Origin of the sequence: Streptomyces sp. NPDC048257, from assembly GCF_043201855.1 — a bacterium.
Classification (GTDB): Bacteria; Actinomycetota; Actinomycetes; order Streptomycetales; family Streptomycetaceae; genus Streptomyces.
Genome location: NZ_JBICZI010000035.1, coordinates 28,045 through 45,841, shown reverse-complemented (window position 1 = coordinate 45,841; position 17,797 = coordinate 28,045). Strand labels below are relative to the sequence as shown.

Annotated in this window: 17 protein-coding genes and 4 pseudogenes; 13 read left to right on the top strand and 8 right to left on the bottom strand. The window is 67.9% G+C overall.

Translation table 11 applies throughout. The features are described 5' to 3' along the window. Positions 1–29 precede the first annotated feature (29 nt). A pseudogene (locus ACGFZK_RS35515) lies at positions 30–466 on the top strand (TOBE domain-containing protein). Between the two features lie 799 nt (positions 467–1,265). Here ACGFZK_RS35515 and ACGFZK_RS35510 read toward each other — a convergent pair. After that, positions 1,266–1,595 carry a cold-shock protein gene (locus ACGFZK_RS35510; RefSeq protein WP_393852968.1) on the bottom strand — a complete coding sequence of 110 codons (330 nt, stop codon included), beginning with the start codon at positions 1,593–1,595 and terminating at the stop codon, positions 1,266–1,268. Positions 1,596–2,719: 1,124 nt separating this feature from the next. On the opposite strand from ACGFZK_RS35510, the gene ACGFZK_RS35505 reads away from it, so the two are divergent. Beyond that, positions 2,720–3,058, top strand: a complete 339-nt coding sequence (locus ACGFZK_RS35505; RefSeq protein WP_393852951.1) for a MerR family transcriptional regulator — start codon at positions 2,720–2,722, stop codon at positions 3,056–3,058. A 245-nt stretch (positions 3,059–3,303) separates the two neighbouring features. Next, the gene (locus ACGFZK_RS35500) at positions 3,304–3,507 is read left to right on the top strand and encodes a cold-shock protein (protein WP_019072426.1); all 204 of its coding nucleotides are present in this window, start codon (positions 3,304–3,306) and stop codon (positions 3,505–3,507) included. Between the two features lie 228 nt (positions 3,508–3,735). Here ACGFZK_RS35500 and ACGFZK_RS35495 read toward each other — a convergent pair whose 3' ends face one another. After that, on the bottom strand, positions 3,736–4,074 hold the full coding sequence (locus tag ACGFZK_RS35495; RefSeq protein ID WP_393852967.1) for a PRC-barrel domain-containing protein: 339 nt from the start codon (positions 4,072–4,074) through the stop codon (positions 3,736–3,738). A 51-nt stretch (positions 4,075–4,125) separates the two neighbouring features. Beyond that, entirely contained in the window at positions 4,126–4,401 is a 276-nt protein-coding gene (locus ACGFZK_RS35490; RefSeq protein ID WP_393852950.1) for an isoamylase early set domain-containing protein, read from the bottom strand. A 297-nt stretch (positions 4,402–4,698) separates the two neighbouring features. Between ACGFZK_RS35490 and ACGFZK_RS35485 the strand changes: the two genes are divergently transcribed. Together ACGFZK_RS35485 and ACGFZK_RS35480 are read left to right on the top strand one after the other, a co-directional pair. Further along, positions 4,699–5,091, top strand: a complete 393-nt coding sequence (locus ACGFZK_RS35485; RefSeq protein WP_393852949.1) for a hypothetical protein — start codon at positions 4,699–4,701, stop codon at positions 5,089–5,091. A 197-nt stretch (positions 5,092–5,288) separates the two neighbouring features. After that, positions 5,289–5,987, top strand: a complete 699-nt coding sequence (locus ACGFZK_RS35480; RefSeq protein ID WP_393852948.1) for an alpha/beta hydrolase — start codon at positions 5,289–5,291, stop codon at positions 5,985–5,987. Here ACGFZK_RS35480 and ACGFZK_RS35475 read toward each other — a convergent pair. Beyond that, on the bottom strand, positions 5,971–6,846 hold the full coding sequence (locus tag ACGFZK_RS35475) for an IS5 family transposase (protein ID WP_393852947.1): 876 nt from the start codon (positions 6,844–6,846) through the stop codon (positions 5,971–5,973). The two genes, ACGFZK_RS35480 and ACGFZK_RS35475, sit on opposite strands and share 17 nt — an antisense overlap. A gap of 95 nt (positions 6,847–6,941) precedes the next feature. On the opposite strand from ACGFZK_RS35475, the gene ACGFZK_RS35470 reads away from it, so the two are divergent. After that, a complete protein-coding gene (locus tag ACGFZK_RS35470; RefSeq protein ID WP_393852946.1) occupies positions 6,942–8,288 on the top strand; it encodes an IS630 family transposase in 1,347 nt (448 codons plus the stop codon). A 138-nt stretch (positions 8,289–8,426) separates the two neighbouring features. Beyond that, positions 8,427–8,963, top strand: coding sequence for an SMI1/KNR4 family protein (locus ACGFZK_RS35465; protein WP_393852945.1), 537 nt, complete (start codon positions 8,427–8,429; stop codon positions 8,961–8,963). A gap of 32 nt (positions 8,964–8,995) precedes the next feature. Here the strand turns inward: ACGFZK_RS35465 and ACGFZK_RS35460 are convergent. After that, a pseudogene (locus tag ACGFZK_RS35460) lies at positions 8,996–9,373 on the bottom strand (transposase); the annotation flags it as partial. Here ACGFZK_RS35460 and ACGFZK_RS35455 point away from each other — a divergent pair. After that, a complete protein-coding gene (locus ACGFZK_RS35455) occupies positions 9,360–9,671 on the top strand; it encodes a hypothetical protein (protein ID WP_393852944.1) in 312 nt (103 codons plus the stop codon). The pseudogene ACGFZK_RS35460 and the gene ACGFZK_RS35455 overlap by 14 nt on opposite strands. 447 nt (positions 9,672–10,118) lie before the next feature. Continuing rightward, positions 10,119–10,793: a LysE family translocator gene (locus ACGFZK_RS35450; RefSeq protein ID WP_393852943.1), complete on the top strand. Its 675-nt coding sequence runs from the start codon at positions 10,119–10,121 to the stop codon at positions 10,791–10,793. Here the strand turns inward: ACGFZK_RS35450 and ACGFZK_RS35445 are convergent. Next, a pseudogene (locus tag ACGFZK_RS35445) lies at positions 10,724–11,187 on the bottom strand (DUF2267 domain-containing protein). The gene ACGFZK_RS35450 and the pseudogene ACGFZK_RS35445 sit on opposite strands and share 70 nt — an antisense overlap. Before the next feature lie 75 nt (positions 11,188–11,262). Between ACGFZK_RS35445 and ACGFZK_RS35440 the strand changes: the two are divergent. Further along, the gene (locus ACGFZK_RS35440; protein ID WP_393852942.1) at positions 11,263–11,667 is read left to right on the top strand and encodes a DUF1622 domain-containing protein; all 405 of its coding nucleotides are present in this window, start codon (positions 11,263–11,265) and stop codon (positions 11,665–11,667) included. Positions 11,668–11,844: 177 nt separating this feature from the next. Here the strand turns inward: ACGFZK_RS35440 and ACGFZK_RS35435 are convergent. Continuing rightward, positions 11,845–12,177: pseudogene (locus tag ACGFZK_RS35435) on the bottom strand (transposase); the annotation flags it as partial. Positions 12,178–12,351: 174 nt separating this feature from the next. On the opposite strand from ACGFZK_RS35435, the gene ACGFZK_RS35430 reads away from it, so the two are divergent. Both ACGFZK_RS35430 and ACGFZK_RS35425 read left to right on the top strand, forming a co-directional pair. Next, on the top strand, positions 12,352–12,630 hold the full coding sequence (locus tag ACGFZK_RS35430) for a GlsB/YeaQ/YmgE family stress response membrane protein (protein ID WP_030713656.1): 279 nt from the start codon (positions 12,352–12,354) through the stop codon (positions 12,628–12,630). Between the two features lie 245 nt (positions 12,631–12,875). Further along, positions 12,876–14,195 (top strand): protein kinase, encoded by a 1,320-nt coding sequence (locus ACGFZK_RS35425; protein WP_393852941.1) that lies wholly within the window; start codon positions 12,876–12,878, stop codon positions 14,193–14,195. 450 nt (positions 14,196–14,645) lie between these two features. Here the strand turns inward: ACGFZK_RS35425 and ACGFZK_RS35420 are convergent, their stop codons facing one another. Further along, the gene (locus ACGFZK_RS35420) at positions 14,646–15,551 is read right to left on the bottom strand and encodes a hypothetical protein (RefSeq protein ID WP_393852940.1); all 906 of its coding nucleotides are present in this window, start codon (positions 15,549–15,551) and stop codon (positions 14,646–14,648) included. A gap of 1,652 nt (positions 15,552–17,203) precedes the next feature. Here ACGFZK_RS35420 and ACGFZK_RS35415 point away from each other — a divergent pair. Then, entirely contained in the window at positions 17,204–17,791 is a 588-nt protein-coding gene (locus tag ACGFZK_RS35415) for a helix-turn-helix domain-containing protein (RefSeq protein ID WP_393852939.1), read from the top strand. Positions 17,792–17,797: the final 6 nt, after the last annotated feature.

Sequence of the window (17,797 nt, the reverse complement as noted above, 5' to 3'; positions counted from 1 at the left end):
CCCCAGCGCGTTCGCACGAGGGTGGCGGCGTGCGCTACTACACCGTCAGCGAAGCCGCCGAGCTCCTCGGCGTCAGCACCGACACCGCCCACCGGTGGGCGGATCGAGGCCGCTTCCCGCTTCCCTGCCACCAAGCAGGGCAGCAAACGAATGATCCCCGGCCCGGACCTGGCCGTGTTCTGCGTGCAGCTCGCCAAGGAGAACGTGGACGAGACGGAATCGACGACCTCGGCCCGCAACGCCATGCCGGGCATCGTCACCAGGGTCATCCTCGGCGATGTCACCGCGCAGGTGGAGATCCAGGCCGGCCGGCCCCCACCGCGTGGTCTCCCTGCTGACCCGCGAAGCCGTCGAAGAACTCGGTCTGGAGCCCGGCGTCTCAGCCACCGCCGGGCCTCGGTCGAGGACCTGTCCGGGCTCATCGACTACAGCCGGCGCCGGCAGACCGGGCCGGTGCTGGCCGTAGCGAACGACGACTGGCGCTTCGAGGAACCGGCCTGCCGCTGCCAGGAGTTGCCCTTTCTCCTCGCCTTGAGCGACCCCCACCACTACCGACTGCCACCGACCGGCCCGTACGGCACCTGGGGGCGGGCGCATGAACGGGAGCGCAAGGAGAGCATTGCGGTTCATACACCTCCGATGCGCATGGGATGGCGCTGGTAGCAGCCGGAACACGCTGCCCCGCCCTCCGATCCCAGGTGAGGGGGCGCCCTTCGCAGTCCCGGGCGGAGTGGGGCCGCCTGCGGCGGTGACGTCGTAACGTCCCGCACGTTGGGTTGGCCGGTTGTTGGAGCTGCGCGAGACCGGTTCGCTGACTTCGGGGCATGTCCGCTTGGTTGCGGGAGCGGGCGGTGTGGCGGTGGCTGGCCGCGGCTGAACAGGACGAGGCCGCGGCTGCGGCGCCGGGGGAGCGGGCCCCGTATCCGGGGCGGTTCACGGTCACGCCGTACGGCGGCTGTCCCCGCTCGCCCCCTGCTCTGCGCTTCGCTGACACCGACAGCCGGATCCCGCGCGGTACAGGGAACGCACGGCATCAGGCTGGCAGGCCAAGCAGTTTCGCCAGTGATGAAGAAGACCGAGGACCAGATCCGTGCCGCAGTCGACGCCGGCGAGACGATCGAGTACACGGTCACACCCGTCTACGGGAGTGACCGTGCTACCGACGTCATCCCCAAGGGCCTCATGATCCACGCCCGCGGAAACCGGCGCCGGCAGATGAGCGCGCCGTCACCGGCCGGCCCGAGGAACTCGCCCGCTGGGTCTGACTACGCCACCGCGCACGGCCCACCCCGACACCTCGCCGCGGGGGGCGGCGATGACGACGGCCCCGCACAGGGAGCGGTGTCGCTGCGCGCCCGAGGTGTTTCCTGGCCGGGGGCGGCCTCGTAACGGGAGCGGTGGATGTTGTCGGCCCGTAGTCCCGCACTGTCCAGGGTGATGTCGAAGAGGACTTCCTCGCCTTGGTGCAGACGGTGGTCCTTTGCCTGAATTGCTGAGGCTTCTGCCTGAACGTCAGGACCACCAGCGCTCTCCTGGCTGATGAGACCGATACCCCGGTCAGGGTCGAACCACTTCACGACACCGCAGGGCGACATGCTCTTCCCGCTCTCCATTGGTCGGATCCGGAAGTCGACACTGTCCGTCCGATCTCCATGGGTGAGGAGAGCGTGAGCAGGGGAGTGAAGCAGCGGGCCCCAGCGCGACCGCAGATGGCAGGCGCATGTGGCGAGCAGTGCGCCGTAGGCGGCGCGTCTTGTCCTGCTCGGTCACGTTCCCCCGTCGTTGATGTCCCTGCTGCGACCGTAGCCGCCCTTGGCCGCGTCGGAACCCACTGTGAAAGGCCCTTCAGTGCCTTCCCCGCGCCCCAGGGCAGGAAGGCCCCACCTTCGCCTTCTCCTGTGCGGCGCCTCGGCGGCCCTGGGGGCGGGCCGCGTTCGAGATCGATTACCTCATCGTCGAACACGTGAAAATCTATGTCGACTGGAGTAGACATTGGCCTGTGGTGTGGTTATGGTTTCTCTCGTAACACAGAGAGACCGCAGGGCCTGGCAGAGATGAACTGCCGGGCAGTAGTACATGCAGTACACGTAGTTGCAGTACGCAGCACGGTGCGGTGGTGGAGTTCCGAAGCCAGGGTTGTCGTAGGACGGTGACGGGGCTGACGGCCGGACCGGGTGGCCCGCAGTGATCAGGGGCCGCCGCAAGCAGTACCGCAGTTAACGCAGTGGCAGTACCCGTAGTAAGTGCAGTGGCAGTACCCAGCAGTGAAGTCAGTGAGCAACACCTCGGTGAAGGCGTCGGCTGCGGGCGCGCGCACCGGGAAGTTCGGCAGTGGGGTTCTAAGCCAGAGCAGACGCAGGATGGGCGACGGGGCTGGCTGCCGAAGAGTGACGCTGGGTCAGGTCACGGAGTAGTTCGCGTCACCAGCAGTACGCAGTTCCTGTTTGGCGAAGTGATTGATTCAGAGGGAAGAGCGGAGGAGCCGAGCACCATCAGGATCGCCCGGGCGGAAGTCTGAGTCCGGGTACCGCAGGACATCGATAGTGAGGTGGTCTCCGGTCAAGCAACCGCGATCCCCGCACTGCCCGTCCCCGTTCGGACGGCTCTGCGGAAACAGAGGGCCGGCGCAGGACTAGGGCCGGCAGATGGTGTAGTAGTTCCTTCGGGGCCCTGGTGCCATTGGCGCCAGGGCCCCTCCACCGTTCCACAGAGAGGTGCAATGACAGCAGACGACTCGTTCGGCCGTATTGACGACGATGATTACCCCGCCTACACGATGGGCCGGGCCGCCGAGATGCTCGGCACCACCCAGGGCTTCCTCCGCGCCATCGGCGAAGCGCGCCTCATCACCCCGCTGCGCTCCGCGGGCGGCCACCGCCGCTACTCCCGCTACCAGCTGCGCATCGCCGCACGAGCGCGTGAGCTCGTCGACCAGGGCACTCCGATCGACGCGGCGTGCCGGATCGTGATTCTCGAGGACCAGCTCGAGGAAGCCCAGCGCCTCAACGTCGAATACCGCCGCGCCGCCGAGTCGGCGACTCCACCGGCCGCAGCCTGAAGTGGGCGCGCCCGCCTGTTCGCGGCGGCCCGAAGCACCCAGCCCAGGGCGTGATGCGTCCACGTTTCCTATGGTGACAGTGCGTGGGAGCGTGTACCGTCTGCGTCAGCTGTCGTGGTTCGGAAGTTCCCTTTGCCCACGCCGTAGGCGTGGGCGTTTTGCTGTGCTGTGCCGCAGGAACCAGGGCGATCACCTCCGCCTTCCGCACGTTGTGGGAGGCGTTCATCGACTGGAAGGCATGAGACATGGCTACGGGAACTGTGAAGTGGTTCAACGCGGAGAAGGGCTTCGGCTTCATCGCCCAGGACGGCGGTGGCCCCGACGTCTTCGCCCACTACTCCGCGATCAACTCCTCGGGCTTCCGTGAACTCCAGGAGGGCCAGGCCGTGACGTTCGACGTCACCCAGGGCCAAAAGGGCCCCCAGGCCGAGAACATCAACCCGGCCTAACCTTCTCGGCGCGCGGGCTGCCCGGGCAGCCAACCAGCGATCGACGGGGCTTGTCCGGCGGCGTCGGCGGGAATCAGGGCCGCGCAGCAGCAGCTGCGCGGCCCTGATTGTGCTGCTCCTCGCTCTGCCTACCGTCTTGCCGGTTGTAGGCGTACTCCGTCAAGGCCGACTTTCGTGCAGCATGTGCAGGACACCGTCGCCCAGGCGGCGGGAGGGGCCGTGGCGAGGTCAGACGCGGTCGCGCCCGTAGTACTGGCCAAGCTGGTCGCGGTAGGCGGCGTCGCCGCGGTGCTTGTCCTTGTCGTACTCGGGGGAGTCCTTGATCTGGTCCTTGGTGAGGTTGACCTGGATCTCCTTCTCCTTCACGTCGACGCGGACGACGGTGCCGGCGGGGATGAGGACTTCCTTGCCGAAGATCCACGGGCCGGTGTCGACGACGATGTAGGAGGCGCCGACCTCGTCGGTGTCCTCGTCGACCTTGCCGATGCTCCCGTCGCTGGCTTCGACCTTGAAGCCAACCAGGCTGGTGCCGGGCGTGTAGTGCGACTCGGGGTCGTAGCTCCACATGTCAGTCACAGAAATACTCCTTCTGGGTCAGAATCCGTGCTCGTGCGGCGGTCAGGTGTGCAGGAGGCAGTTACGGCCGTCGTGGCCGTCCGCCCCTTCTTCGTCGAGCCAGTGGCCGCCGTCGGCGAGGTAGCGGAATCCGTGGTGCTGGTTCACCGGGAAGGTGACCGTGACCGCGCGGCTGCCGTCGGGGCGCTCGGCCATGGGATGGGCGCCGGGCCGCCAGTCGTTGAAGTCGCCGACCACACTGACCTCACCGGCCGGATGGCCGGCGGGCAGGACGAACGTGATCTCGGTCCGCTTCTTGCTCCGGGTGCGTTCCAGCATTGACGCTCAGCTCCTCACCTGCGGGGAATGGCTTCGCCATCTCTGCCCGCTGGGCCGGTTCTGGTAGCGGGCGGCTACGCCACCCGCTACCAGTTGTCCCCCGCTCGGCCGCAGATTCCGGCGGCTCGGCGGTGGCGTCCCGCAGCCGGCAACGCCGACACCATGCGCGAGCTGACACTGCGCCAGGCCGTGGGAGGGCGGCCTGAGGCACTCCGGTGGACAAGGGGAGCACCGGCGGAAGGGGCCGGCACGTCCGAGCGGCCTACGCCTTCCGCATACAGAACAGCAGGTCAGACCGTGGCCAAGCAGCAGCAGAAGCCGTCCCAGCCCACGCACGGTGAGGGCCCGAGCCCGCACAAGGGCACCGAGCAGCACGGCTGGTCGCCGGATGTCGACGAGACCAAACAGCAGGACAACCCCAGCGCCCACCGCTCCTTCCACCCGGACAAGTACGCCCCCGCCAAGGGACCCGGCAGGACCGTCTCCAAGGAAGAAGCGGGCAACCCCCACGGCCGGCCCTCCAAGAGCACGAGCAGCCGCGGCGAGGACCAGAGCAAGGGCTCCGGCGACAAGGGGATGCACGACACCGGCCCCCGGGGCCGCTCGCAGCGTCCCAGCGGAACCAAGGACGCCTCAGCCACGACAGGCATCGACCCCCAGGATCCGCCCGGCACCCGCAGCGCCGGATAGACAGCGGCCCCCGTTCCCACAGCCGCGCATCGGTCCCGACCGCATCCCCTGGCCTCCGAACTGCGCCCGTGCAGCACGGAGGCCCAGAGCTGCGGTCAGGGACTAGGCCGTGTATCGAAAGTGGATCAGGGTGGTGGGTTGGCGGTGGTTCGGAGCTAGGCTCGTTGGTCTGGCGTCGAGCTGAGGAGACGGGCGAGTTGGCTGCTGTGGTGCTTGTTCACGGTCTGTATCACCGCCCCGAGCACTTTGCCGTGCTGGCGGAACGATTGCGGACCGCCGGAACCGAGGTTGTCGTTCCTGAGCTCCATCGGGGCTCATTGCCTGCTGACACAGCCGCTGTCCAGGCCGTCATCGATGCGCTGCCGGCGCCCCCGATCGTCCTCGGTCACTCCTACGGAGGATCAGTGATCACAGGGGTGCGCGGAGCGGGTCACCTGGTCTACTTGGCGGCCTTCGTACTGGATGCCGGCGAGAGCGCGGCCAGTCTGGGAGGGGCATCCCAGCAGTTGCAGGACGCGATCATCCCTGAGCCCGACGGCTCGACCAGCCTGCACCCAGACCGGGCCATCGACACTCTCTACGGCGACTGCCCCGAGCCCCTCGCCGCCCGGGCAGTCGGCCTACTGCGTCCGCAAGCCCCAGGCTGCGGACGAGGAGTCCCGCAACACCACGCCTGGACGAAGACTTCCTCCACCTACATCGTCTGTGCACAGGACCGAGCCATCGACCCCGACCTCCAGCGGAGGATGGCTTCGCGCTGCACCGACGTGCGTGAATGGCAGACAGGCCACTCCCCGTTCGTGGGACAGCCCGATCTCATCGTGGAACTTCTGGGGGAACTACTCGCAACACACAACCCTCCCAGGCGAAACGAACGAGTCACAACCACTCGTTGATGGCTGCTATCAAGACGGTGGCCTCGTATCGGACCGCGAGCTTCTCGTATCTGGTGGCGACGGCGCGGTTCCTCTTGAGGCGGTTGATCGCGCACTCGACCGCATGGCGCTCGCGGTAGTCGGCCGGGTCGAAGTGCGGTGGCTGGCCTCCGCGGGAGCCAAGTTTCCTGCGGTTGCGTGCCTGGTCGGCCTTGTCGGGGATGGTGCAGCGGATCCCGCGGCGGCGTAGGTAGGCACGATTCTTGCGGGAGGCGTACGCCTTGTCAGCGCGTACTCGATTGGGACGGACGCGCGGCCGACCCGCCCCGATGCGGGGCACGCGGAGCTTCTCCAGCACGGGTTCGAACTGCGGCGAGTCCCCGCGCTGCCCTGCCGTCACCACGATCGACATGGGCTTCTGACCTTGCTCGACGGCCAGGTGTAGCTTGGTGGTGAACCCGCCGCGCGAGCGTCCCAGTCCGTGATCGCGGGGCTCGGTGGAAACACCGCCTGGTGTTTCCTTCTGCAGGTCACCCCGTTTCCGGGCCCCGGCCGCATGCTGATGGGCGCGGCACACCGTGGAGTCGACGCTCAGGTCCCACGTGATCGCTCCCTTCGCGTCGGCCAGGGCTTGGAGCTGGGTGAGGACGCGGTGCCAGGTGCCGTCCCGCTGCCATCGGCGGAACAGGTCGTAGACCCGGCCCCACGTGCCGTACTCGACGGGCACGTCCCGCCATGGCACCCCTGTCCGGATCCGGAACCGTATGCCGTCGACCAGCTGTCGCCGGGACCAGGTCGGCGGTCGCCCCGCCTTCGTCCTCTTCGGCAACAACGGCTCCAGCACCGCCCACTGCTCGTCCGTGAGATCTCCCCGCCCCATGAACCGCGATCATTCATTGCTCAAGATCCAATTCGATACACAGCACTAGTGTGATGCGCCGGAAATCTCAGGGCTAAGTCTGTAGCCTGTTTTTTATGTCTCCGGGTCCTCGTGCTGTTGAAGTCCGTCTGTCCGATGAGGAGCGTGCGGAGTTGTCCCGCTGGGCCGGTGGGGCTGTGGCGCCGCGGTTCGCCGAGCGTGCTCGCATCGTGCTGGCCTGCGAGGGTGGGGTACCGAACGCGAGGGTGGCCGTGGAAGTCGGTGTGACCGCGGCGACGGTGCGGAAGTGGCGTGGGAAGTTCGCGGCGGAGGGAATCGCGGGGCTCGAGGACGGGATGCGCATCGGCCGGCCGAAGGCCGATCTCGTTCTGAGCGAGGCCGAACGGGCCCAGCTGACCCAGTGGGCCAGGCGCCCGAAGACCGCCCAGTACCTGGCACTTCGGGCAAGGATCGTGCTGCGTTGCGCAGACGGGGGGACGAACAAGCAGACCGCGGCCGAGCTCGGCATCGACACCTCGACCGTTGTCCGGTGGCGCGGTCGTTTCATCGCCGAGCGTCTGGACGGCCTGGCCGACGAGCCCAGGCCGGGCCGGCCGCCCTCGATTCTCCTCGACCAGGTCGAGGAGGTGATCGTGGCGACGCTGGAGTCCACGCCGGGCCGCGACACCCACTGGTCGAGGGCCTCGATGGCCGCTCGCACAGGGCTGTCGAAATCGACGGTCGGCCGGATCTGGAAACGGTTCGAGCTCAAGCCCCATCTGCAGGATTCGTTCAAGCTGTCCACCGATCCGCAGTTCGTGGCCAAGGTCGTCGACGTCGTCGGCCTCTACCACAACCCACCCGAACGGGCGGTGGTGTTATGCGTGGACGAGAAGAGCCAGATCCAGGCACTGGACCGCTCGCAGCCGGTGCTGCCGATGATGCCGGGCATGCCCGAGCGCCGCACCCACGACTACCTGCGGCACGGCATCATCAGCCTGTTCGCCGCCTTCAACATCGCAGACGGCACCGTCATCAGCGAACTCCACCGCCGCCACCGGGCCATCGAGTTCAAGAAGTTCCTGGTCACGATAGACAAGACAGTGCCCCGCGACCTTGATGTGCACCTGGTATGCGACAACTACGCCACCCACAACACCGCGGAGATCAGGACCTGGCTGGCCAGACACCCGCGCTTCCACGTCCACTTCACCCCCACGGGCTCGTCCTGGATCAACCAGGTCGAGCGGTGGTTCGGCCTGCTGAACGACAAGCTCATCCGCCGCGGCGTCCACACCTCGGTGAAGGCCCTCGAAGACGACATCCGGCCCTGGATCGAGACATGGAACGAGAACCCGAAACCCTTCACCTGGACCAAGACCGCCGACGAGATCCTCAACTCCCTCGCCGACTACCTCACCAAAATCACCCCACCAGACACCAACAACCAGTCGCAGACTTAACCCTGAGATTTCCGGCGCATCACACTAGTGCTGTGACCGGGAAGGTTCGCCGGGTTGAGGGCGCTGAGCTCCGCTGTGTTGTCAGAGGGAGGCCTGATGATATTCCCGGCCGGTCACATATCAGGGACGAGGGAAGACGTGCCATCGCCATTGGAACGCCTCCAGGCACTGCTCGGTGAGCCGGAGGAGCCGTGGGGCGGGCCGCGGCGAGAGGTCTGGGAGTCCTCCGAACAGCTCCTCGGAGTCACGCTGCCCGCGGACTACAAGGCCTTCATGGACGTGTACGGGCCCGGAACCCTCGGCGGGTACCTCCACCTCGACCGGCCGACTGGTCTCATGACCCCTGCCGAACTCGAGGAGTTCTGGTCCTTGGAGGGCTGGCGCGATGCGCGGAGAGGGTCGGAGGACCTCTACCCCTTCCCCTTCCACCCCGACCCTGGTGGACTCATCCGCTGGGGCCATGACGAGCACAGCAGCGAGTACTACTTCCTGGCCGGCGACTCGGATCCGGGCAACTGGGAGATCGTGGTCGGCAGCGAGTGCGCGGAGTGGTATCGCACCAGTGGCAGCTTCACCGACTTCCTGATGCGCTGCTTCGACGGCCTCGACCGGGCGCCGTTCATGGACCGCGCCTGGCCCGGAGGCGACGCCCGCTACGAGCCCTTCGACATGTAGTGCTGTTCCCGTAGGGTTGCCAGGTCGGGCAGTCAGGCTGCTGTTTGCAGTGGTCTGCCGCCCCAACGGACACCTCGTTCGCTGCGGATGCGGGCGCGTTCGCGTCGTTGGGCGGCCAGGACATCGGGGTGGCGCGCGTTCTGGTTGCGCCAGCGCAGGTAGGCGTGCAGGGCCCGGGTCTGGACGGTGTGGTTGGGATGGTTCGAGTTGGTCAGGGTGAACTGTCGTAGTGGTCCAAAGTGGGCTTCGATGGGGTTGGCCCAGGAGGCGTAGGTCGGCGTGAAGCACAGTTCGACCTTGTTCCGGACCGCCCACCTGCGGATTCTCCAGTGCAGGTGGGCGGAGAGGTTGTCGAGGATCACGTAGATTGGGGCGCCGTCCGGGCGGGCGGTGGCGGTGCTCGTACGCAACCGAACGGCCACCGTGCTGGTGCTCGTTCTGTGGCCGCTGAGTATTGAGCGGGCCGCAGGCGTACTGGTGGGCCGTCTCCTCGGAGCCGACAGTCTGCCTGGCGTGCTGCCCTTCGCGGCCGCGCGGGCAGCCATGTCGGGGGCCCCCGACATCGGCGACGGCACGGATGCCGCGCTCGAACAGACGCTGCTCGGCAGCGGGCTCGACCCTTGGACCGGCGTGGTGGTGCATGCCCTGTTCGCCTTCGCCATCGGATCCGCAGGAGCCTGGGCCTACTGCCGCCGCGACGCAGCGTAGACACGTCGGCATCGCCACCCGGGTGGCGTGGCGCGCGATTGTCCAGTGCCCGGCTGACGATCCGGCCGTGGGACACACCCGGCACAGAAGGCCGCGAAGGCGGCGAGCGGGCAGCAGCCGAAGAGGAAGCGGCCCGGCAAGGTGCAGCGCGATGCGATCAAGCGGGCGCAGGCGCCGAAGAAGGCTGGCAACGGCCTGCTGCTGGAGACGGCCGGGCCGCACGAGGAGGTGGCCAAGATCCTGCGCCACTGACCGTGGGCCGCGCGCAACTGGAGCAGGGACTCGGGATACTTGACGAGGCCGTCGCGTCGGTGGTGGGCGTACAGAGCTTCGTTGCCTGACACCATCCAGCGTTCCAAGGTTCCAGCGTTCCAGCACCAGGCGCCTCGGCTCTTGGACGACCAACCCCGGCGGCGGACCGCCCACGGGCTGACGAACGGAGAGCTGATGTCGGTTGACCTCGTCGGATTCCTCGGTGTGGTCCTGGTGGCGTACGTCGTGCCGGGGCCGGACTTCCTGGTGGTGCTCCGGTCGGCGACCGAACACCCCTCCAAGGGCCGGGCCGCGGCGCTCGGCGCTCAGGCCGGGCTGTGCGTGCACATGCTCGCCGCCGCCACCGGCCTGGCGCTGATCGCCGCCCGCTACCCGGTGGTCTACGAGGCCATCAAACTGCTCGGCGCCGCCTACCTCGTCTACCTCGGGGTACGCGCCGTGCTGGCCGCCCGGCGGGCCGCCCGCGAGCGGTCCGCCGGGCGGACGGCGTCTCCGGCCGCGGAGGACGGTCCGGCGCCGGACGACTCCGCGGGGGCGGACCCTGCTCGCGGCCGGTGGCGGGCCGGGTTCACCCAGGGCTTCCTCACCAATGTGCTCAACCCGAAAGCGGCGCTGTTCTTCCTCAGCATCCTGCCGCAGTTCGTGCACGGCGGCGGATCGATGACCCGGCAGATCTTCTTCCTCGGCACCCTGGACGTCCTCATCGGCGTCGCCTACTGGTTCGCCCTGGTCGCCGCCGCCACGCGGATGCGGGCGCTCCTCGCCCGACCGAAGTTCCGTCACCGCTGGGAACTGACCACCGGCTGGCTGTTCATCGCCATCGGCATCGGCGTTGCTGCCACCGCGTGAGGGCTGCCGGTGACGACCTCGCCGGCGCGTCCGGGACACCTCTCGCGTACGTCGCGGCCAGGGGTGGATCGAGGTGGACTGCTGGTCCCCCCTGCCGGAGCAGAGGCGGAGGCTCTGGAGGACGGATCGTCCGAGGAGAACGGGTCGGGCCGTTCGATCCAGGCCGCGGTCGCACGGACGAACCGCTCCGGTGAGAGCGGCTCCGCGGACTGCAGAGGGTTGAGGGGGATCAGGGCGTACGTCTCGGGGAGGCGGGCGGCGGGCTCGGCCCGCACGCTGCCGACCAGTTGGGCGCCGAGCAGGGCCAGGACGACGCGGGCGACGCGGTCGGCCTCTTCCATGGTCTCGTACTCGCCGCGCCCCTGACGTGGGCCAGGAACGACTCCCTGCGCATCTCCTGCGTCCGCCGTGTGGCGAGAGACACCGGGGCCGACCCGTGTAGGCGCACAGACGGGGGTACGAGCAGCTCATGAACGTGTCGGTTGAACTGGTGTCAGAGTCCGGAGTGCAGGAGCTGATCGGGTGGCTGGTCCACGTCATCGAGGCGGCCGGCGCGCTGATCATCTTCGCGGGCGCCGTCTGGGCCTTCACGCGATTCGCCACGACCGGTCTCCGGCGACGATCCCTCATCAGCGAGTTCAACAAGATCCGGCTCAGCCTTGGACGCTTCCTTGTCCTGGGACTGGAGTTCCAGCTGGCGGGTGATGTCCTGCGCACGGCGGTCGCCCCCAGCTTCACCGACATCGGCCAGCTGGCCGCCATCGCCGCCATCCGCACCATCCTCAACTTCTTTCTCACCCGTGAGATCGCGCAGGAACGTGCCGAGATCGAACACGACCAGAAGGAGCCCGTGCAGCGGACCGCGGCCCCCTGACCGCCGGGCCCGCACACGACCGGCGTTTGATGCCGGCCAGCGGGGAACACGGGCCGGCGAGGTGATCGACTGTGCCCAGACTGGGCGAGGTAGGCGCCCGGCTGCGGGCGTGGCCGTAACGGGAAGACTCAAGTACGCGCGGCGTGCCGCACGGGGCCCTGGAAGCGGCCGGTTCGGGCCGCCCTTCATGGCCTGGATGTGGGAGCTGTCGATCACCGCCCGTGGCAGGTCAAGACGGTCAGCGGCGCAGAGCTCGGCCGGCATCACCTCGTGCAGGGCCTGCCAGACGCCCGCGTCATTCCAGTCGCGCAGTCGCCTCCAGCACGTCATGCCCGACAAGCCCAGCCCGGCCGGCAGCCATTCCCACCGGATCCCGGTGTAGAAGAAGACGAACACAATCCCGCACAGCACCAGGCGATCATCCAGAGCCTTCCGGCCCGGATACCGATGCCGGCGCTGCCGCACCGGCAGCAGAGGCCTGATGCGAGCCCTCAACTCGTCGTCCACCACCCACGGCTGAGGATCGCGCTTGCCCACACACCGAACAGCATCACCCAGCCAGAGGGCACGCCAAGCCCATTTTGTTAGGAGCCAAAGGAGCCCGTAGGTTCCGACGTTTGGAAGCCTCGTAGCGGTGAATACGCTCGTTGACATCATTCTTATTCTGCGAGGTAGGAGAAGCGCATGGGCATCATTGCCTGGATCTTGATCGGCCTGCTCGCGGGCTTCATTGCGAAGGCGCTGATGCCGGGCAGGGACCCGGGCGGCGTGATCATCACGATGCTGATCGGCATCGCTGGGGGTCTCCTCGGCGGCTGGCTCGGCAAGGTCATCTTCGGCGTCGACTCCATCGACGGCTTCTTCGACCTCTCCACCTGGATCGCCGCGATCATCGGCTCCGTCATCCTTCTCGTGATCTACCGACTGGTCACCGGCAACAAGCGCAATCACCGCCACGCCTGAGCGGCCCGGTCCTACTGCCAGACGCAAACGGCTCCCCCTCCTTTCTAGGGGGAGCCGATGTGCTGTCGGACCTCCAAGCAGACCCGGGCCCCGCTTCCCCTGCATATCGCTCCGTCAGAGGTTCCAGGTGCCCTGCTGGCGGCTGCTTTGCCCCGTGTACCGGGTAGAGGCTCCCAGAGCCCGGTGCGTAGGGCGACTTGCGAGGGGTAGGGGCGCGCCACTGTCCGCGAGTAGAGGAGGACCCCATGCCAGCCCGGTCCGCCCCAAATGACGGAGTACCACCTGAACACGACACCGTCCTGAGCGGCCGCTACCGGCTCCAGGGCCCCATAGGTTCGGGCGGTACGGCGGACGTGTTCCGCGGCGTCGACGAGGTGCTGGGCCGTGAAGTGGCCGTCAAGGTGTTCCGCGCGGGCACGGACACGGTCACGGCCGATCGCTTCTGCGACGAGGCCCGCACACTGGCCCGCCTGTCCCATCCCGCCCTTGTCACCGTCTACGACGCCGGCCGACACGGCCAGGGCGCTTTCATGGTCACAGAGTTGATCCACGGCGTCACCTTGCGCACCCGAATGGATGCGGGCCCTCTGGGCCCCGTCCAGGTCATGCAGATCGGCGCCGACATCTCCTCAGCCCTCGACCACGTTCACGCCCGCGGCGTCATCCATCACGACGTGAAACCCTCCAACATCCTCCTCGGCGAGGAGGGCGCGCCCCACCTGGCCGACTTCGGGCTCTCTCGGACCGTCCACGATCACTCTCACAGCGCGCCCGACACCCTCGTCGGCACCCTCGCCTACATGGCCCCGGAACAGTTCCTGGGCCAAGGCGCGAGTACGGCCAGCGACATCTACGCCCTGGGAGTCACCCTCCTGGAGGCTCTCACCGGCCGGCGTGAGTACGAGGGAACTCCCATGGAGATCGGCACCGCCCACCTCCTGCGCCGGCCCCACATACCCGACGGACTACCGGAAGGCCTCGCCCGCCTGCTTGAGAAGATGACCGACCAGGCCCCGACGGCACGCCCCGACGCCGCCGCCGTCCACCATTGCCTGCAGGACATGGCGAAAGCACCGCGACCCCGCACCCCAACCATCGCCGACACCACCACACACCGCTCCCTGTTCCTCCCCCCTGCCGCTGACGCCCTACGAACGCCCGAACCTAGGAAGCATGAGGCTGCCCGAGGGCACCGCCCGATCTGGTGGGGCCTTGTGGCGGCGAGCGTCGCGGGCACCTGCGCGCTGGTGATGGGCGGCATGCCAGCAGGCAAGAACTCGCCCGTCACCGCTCCCACGCATGATCAGCCCTCGGCATCGAAGAGCACCGAGGTGGCTGCCCCGGCAGGATCCCCACCACCAGTGCCCGCGGCATCCTTTCCCGCCGCATCGACGTCCACCGCGCAGTCCCCGCCCGCAGCACCCTCCACTCCACGAGACCTCCAGGCGCCCACCATCCCCTCGTCCGTGCGCCCGGTCACGGAACGCCCGTCAAAGGCTCCGGGGGCGGCGAAGACGAAGGAGGTCCCCGGGAAGGCCAAGGGAAAGAAGGACAAGGGGCGCTGATCGACCGCCACTTCGAGAGCGCACCAGCGGCCATACAGGGCGGGCCGCCATTCCGAGGATGGGGCGCACCGGCTGAGTCCGGTTATAAGGCTTCCTGTCCGCGTCCGGGACTCAGGTCAAGGCGAGGGTGGTCTGGTCAGGGAATGGTCCGGGCGCCGGGCAGGCCGTCGGCGATGGTCAGCACCGCGTCCATACCGGTGAGCCGCAGGAGCTGGGTGACCCGGTTTATTGATCAGAAACTCATGGGGTTCCCGTCAAGGACGTTGCGGACGTGGGGGCCGCTGTCGGCGGCCAGACCCGGCTGAACCTCAGTGCCCGGTGGCACACGCCCTCTCGCATTCGGGGTGAACGTTGTCTCCTGGGCTGCGACCGGTACAGAAGGCGCGGGGATACGAAAGAGGCCCTGGACGGACCGCCGGGTCCCTCCAGGGCCTGCGAATGGGGCGGGTGTCATTCCACGCGGTGGCGGTGGGCATCGACCACGTACGGTCCGTGCCCGAAGGCCGTGCTCACACGTTCGAGCCGGCTGTAGACCTCAGCGGACACCGGGCAGTCGAACCGCGCGAGGGCATGCAGCAGGAACCGGAAGGCCAGCTCCGGGCAGACCACCCTTGCACACCGTTCAATTGCCGCGCGTGTAGCCACGAACGACTCGCCTTCCCTTGCGACACGCGCCCCGTCCAGCAGGCTCGTCAGGTCCAGAACCTCGGTCGTCAGGCGTTGATGTCCGACTGCTGCCGGTCCTGTTCCGTCGGGCATGCACGCAGTCGGGGCGGCCCACTGCGATTCCGAAGCACCCCGGGACAGGGCGAGCGGTGAAAGCCCTGCCAGCAGTTGGTCCAGCCAGGCCCGTCGGGCTCCGCCGAACGTGGGAGAGCCACCGAGCGGGTCCCCCGGAGCCTCCCACAGCAGGTCCAGCTCCGCAGGGGTGAGAGGGGAGCGATCCAGCCGTACGAGTTCCTCAAGGACCAGGATCAAGCCGGTGGGATCGCCGTCCGGGCCCCAGTACGCCAAGGCATGCTCGACCGGCCCCGGGGCGTCCAGCGGCCAATCATTGTGGTAGGAACCGCAGAGCCCCGTCACCCCGAAGTCGAAAGCCACCCACTCGTGCTGGGACTCCGGGTCGTGCACGCCGGCGGAACAGCCCTCGACCTGGTGCACGATGCCCTGGCGGACGGCACTGCCTTTGCGAGCGCCGCACTGCACGCATACCGCGAGGCCCAGCTCACGCGACTTACTACTGTTCCGGACCGGCACCCTGAGGCGTCGGACGACGTCATCGATCTCGACGCCGGACGCTCCCCGCGCGCAGAACTCGCAGCCCGCCTTGCCGAAGAAGACCTCGGTGCAGCTCACACCCAGCAGCTCATCGACGCCTCAGCCAACATGGGACCCGATCAGACGGCCGTGATCACGGCCCTGTGTATTCAACAGCAAGCCCGCAGACGCGGCACAGAGCCCACTGCGATGGAGCTCGACACCCTGGAAGCAGGGCTCGCCGCTGCGGCCAGCAGAGTTCCCAACGGAGAGCTGGCGATCGCTGGCGTGGATGCACTCGTCCGTTTCGGAGTCGAGCACCTGCTATCCGCGAGGCCCGAATCCCTGACCCACCTAGTCAAAGCTACCTACCACGCCACCATCGAAACCCTTGAGTGGCTGGAGATCGAACTGCCCAAGCGGGGCTACCACGGGGCCCTTGCCGACATCACCGCCACCATACGCCCAGGCATCCTCACCCCGTTCATCGACGCCTACGACACGATGGGTGTGCCCTACGAGTTCCTTGCAGGCCTCGACCGCACCACAACTCACCCCCACACAGGCGTGGCATCTCGACGAAGCTGCCGCCCTCTCCGCAGCTCTCAGGACGAGAGGCCAACCCGTTGGAACCATTGCCAACGCCGTCACTCACCACTCCGAGCTGACGCGGAGGATCCTCCGTCTGACCGTCGAGGCCAGTGGTCTGGACGGCGCACTGGTCAGCGCACAACTCCGAAGCCTGCGCAGCGAAGCCTCAAAGCGCCCGGACTGGGGGCTCCTCTATCGGCCCAGCACTCGAACCCCCCAGTTACGGCTCCAGCCAGACACCATCGATACCGACCTGGTCATCGAAACGCTCACCAAGGGCAACGCCTGGCTCACGCAGCTCGTCCTGCTGCTCGCCGCCAGCGCTACCGCCACGGCACATGACCTCGCCACGCGAGCTCTCGCGGTCCTGCCCGACCTCACCCCGTACGGCCGCATGAACACGGCAGCAGTCCTCACCTCTTGCTGCCCCGCTGTCCCCCTGCCAACCGATGACCCCCTCGTCAGAGCGGGCGCCGCGTCCATCACCGCAACAGAACTCAGTCACGCCTCCCAGCACCGCGACGCCCGACACCTCCTTGCCGACCCCGACCTACTGGTCCGGCACACCGCCGCTAGGAAGCTGCAGAACCCTTCGTTCGAGGACCGGGCCGTACTTCAAGCAGCCCTGGGAGTTCCCGCACGGCAATGGACCTGCTCCACGTGCGGCTCCACCACGCCCGCGGACGCGAAGACCTGCACCCGAGAGCACCCCAGACCCACACCTAGGCTCGCCTGAGACAGCGCTCGCTCGTGCTGCGCGCCGAAAGTCGTCCACCGGGGCACCCCAGTGGGCAGGGAGCATTGCATGCCCCGTGGCCGGCAGGGAAGCAGGACGGCGCCGTCCTCGCCCTGTGAGCGGCCGCAAGTGCCGTCGGCAGCTCAGGTTTGGAGCCGGTTGTGGACCTGCCCTGCCGCGAGCCGGAGTTGTCGGACAGGTCCATTCACGCCGTCCCTGTGCCGCACTTGAAGGGTATTGGCATCGGTCACCTGCCGGTATGCCGAGCACAGGCCCCCAGGCGCCGACGGTCGCCAGCAGCCAGACCAACGCCACCGATGTAAAAGCGGACTCTGATATTGGAGTTGGCTTGCATCGTTTGGGGAGGAGTCGTTATCGTCTGGCATCCGATGTCATGTCACGGGAGTTGAAGGGTGGTGAAGGGATGCTGCTGACCACTGGCCAGGCAGCGGACGAGCTGGGTTGCGCGGCCACCACCTTCCGCCGCCTTGTCCAAGCTGGCGTGCTGCCCGGCCTGTCCCGCCGGGGTAACCGCGTGATGGTGCCACTGGAGGTGGTCCAGGCTCTGCGGGACCGACAGCTTGCACCCCTCCATCAGCTGCCGGTCCGCGAGATCGCAGTGCTCCGTGTCGACGTGGCCAAGCCTGCCCTGGAAGACGATGACCGGGCCTGGATCGGCTATGCGGCACACCTGAGCGCCGCCGACCTGCTGAAATCCCTCCGGGGCTGGTGGCGCTGCGACGCGGCGAGCGTTGCGGCCGGGGGAGTACTGCCAGTGACTCTCTCCGGATACGTGGTCGCGGTCCTCACCAGACTGGACACCTGGGACATGGAAGGCGGCCGCCACGCCTTCCCCGGCGCTGTGCTGGCGGGCCATGTCACCGACCTGGCTCGCCCCACTACCCAACTGCACGCCACAGACGCCGAGACCCGAGAAGTCGCCGGACTGCTGCTCGGCACCCGCCTGATTTCCCACTCGGGCGGAGCGATCGCCTACGCCTGCACTTCCTAGGGACTG

Excerpts from the sequence above, each read along its gene's own strand:
- ACGFZK_RS35510 (WP_393852968.1), bottom strand. The coding sequence starts at position 1,595 with ATGTCGCCCTGCGGTGTCGTGAAGTGGTTCGACCCTGACCGGGGTATC.
- ACGFZK_RS35505 (WP_393852951.1), top strand. The coding sequence starts at position 2,720 with ATGACAGCAGACGACTCGTTCGGCCGTATTGACGACGATGATTACCCC.
- ACGFZK_RS35500 (WP_019072426.1), top strand. The coding sequence starts at position 3,304 with ATGGCTACGGGAACTGTGAAGTGGTTCAACGCGGAGAAGGGCTTCGGC.
- ACGFZK_RS35495 (WP_393852967.1), bottom strand. The coding sequence starts at position 4,074 with ATGTGGAGCTACGACCCCGAGTCGCACTACACGCCCGGCACCAGCCTG.
- ACGFZK_RS35490 (WP_393852950.1), bottom strand. The coding sequence starts at position 4,401 with ATGCTGGAACGCACCCGGAGCAAGAAGCGGACCGAGATCACGTTCGTC.
- ACGFZK_RS35475 (WP_393852947.1), bottom strand. The coding sequence starts at position 6,846 with ATGGGGCGGGGAGATCTCACGGACGAGCAGTGGGCGGTGCTGGAGCCG.
- ACGFZK_RS35470 (WP_393852946.1), top strand. The coding sequence starts at position 6,942 with ATGTCTCCGGGTCCTCGTGCTGTTGAAGTCCGTCTGTCCGATGAGGAG.
- ACGFZK_RS35450 (WP_393852943.1), top strand. The coding sequence starts at position 10,119 with ATGTCGGTTGACCTCGTCGGATTCCTCGGTGTGGTCCTGGTGGCGTAC.
- ACGFZK_RS35440 (WP_393852942.1), top strand. The coding sequence starts at position 11,263 with ATGAACGTGTCGGTTGAACTGGTGTCAGAGTCCGGAGTGCAGGAGCTG.
- ACGFZK_RS35430 (WP_030713656.1), top strand. The coding sequence starts at position 12,352 with ATGGGCATCATTGCCTGGATCTTGATCGGCCTGCTCGCGGGCTTCATT.
- ACGFZK_RS35425 (WP_393852941.1), top strand. The coding sequence starts at position 12,876 with ATGCCAGCCCGGTCCGCCCCAAATGACGGAGTACCACCTGAACACGAC.
- ACGFZK_RS35415 (WP_393852939.1), top strand. The coding sequence starts at position 17,204 with ATGCTGCTGACCACTGGCCAGGCAGCGGACGAGCTGGGTTGCGCGGCC.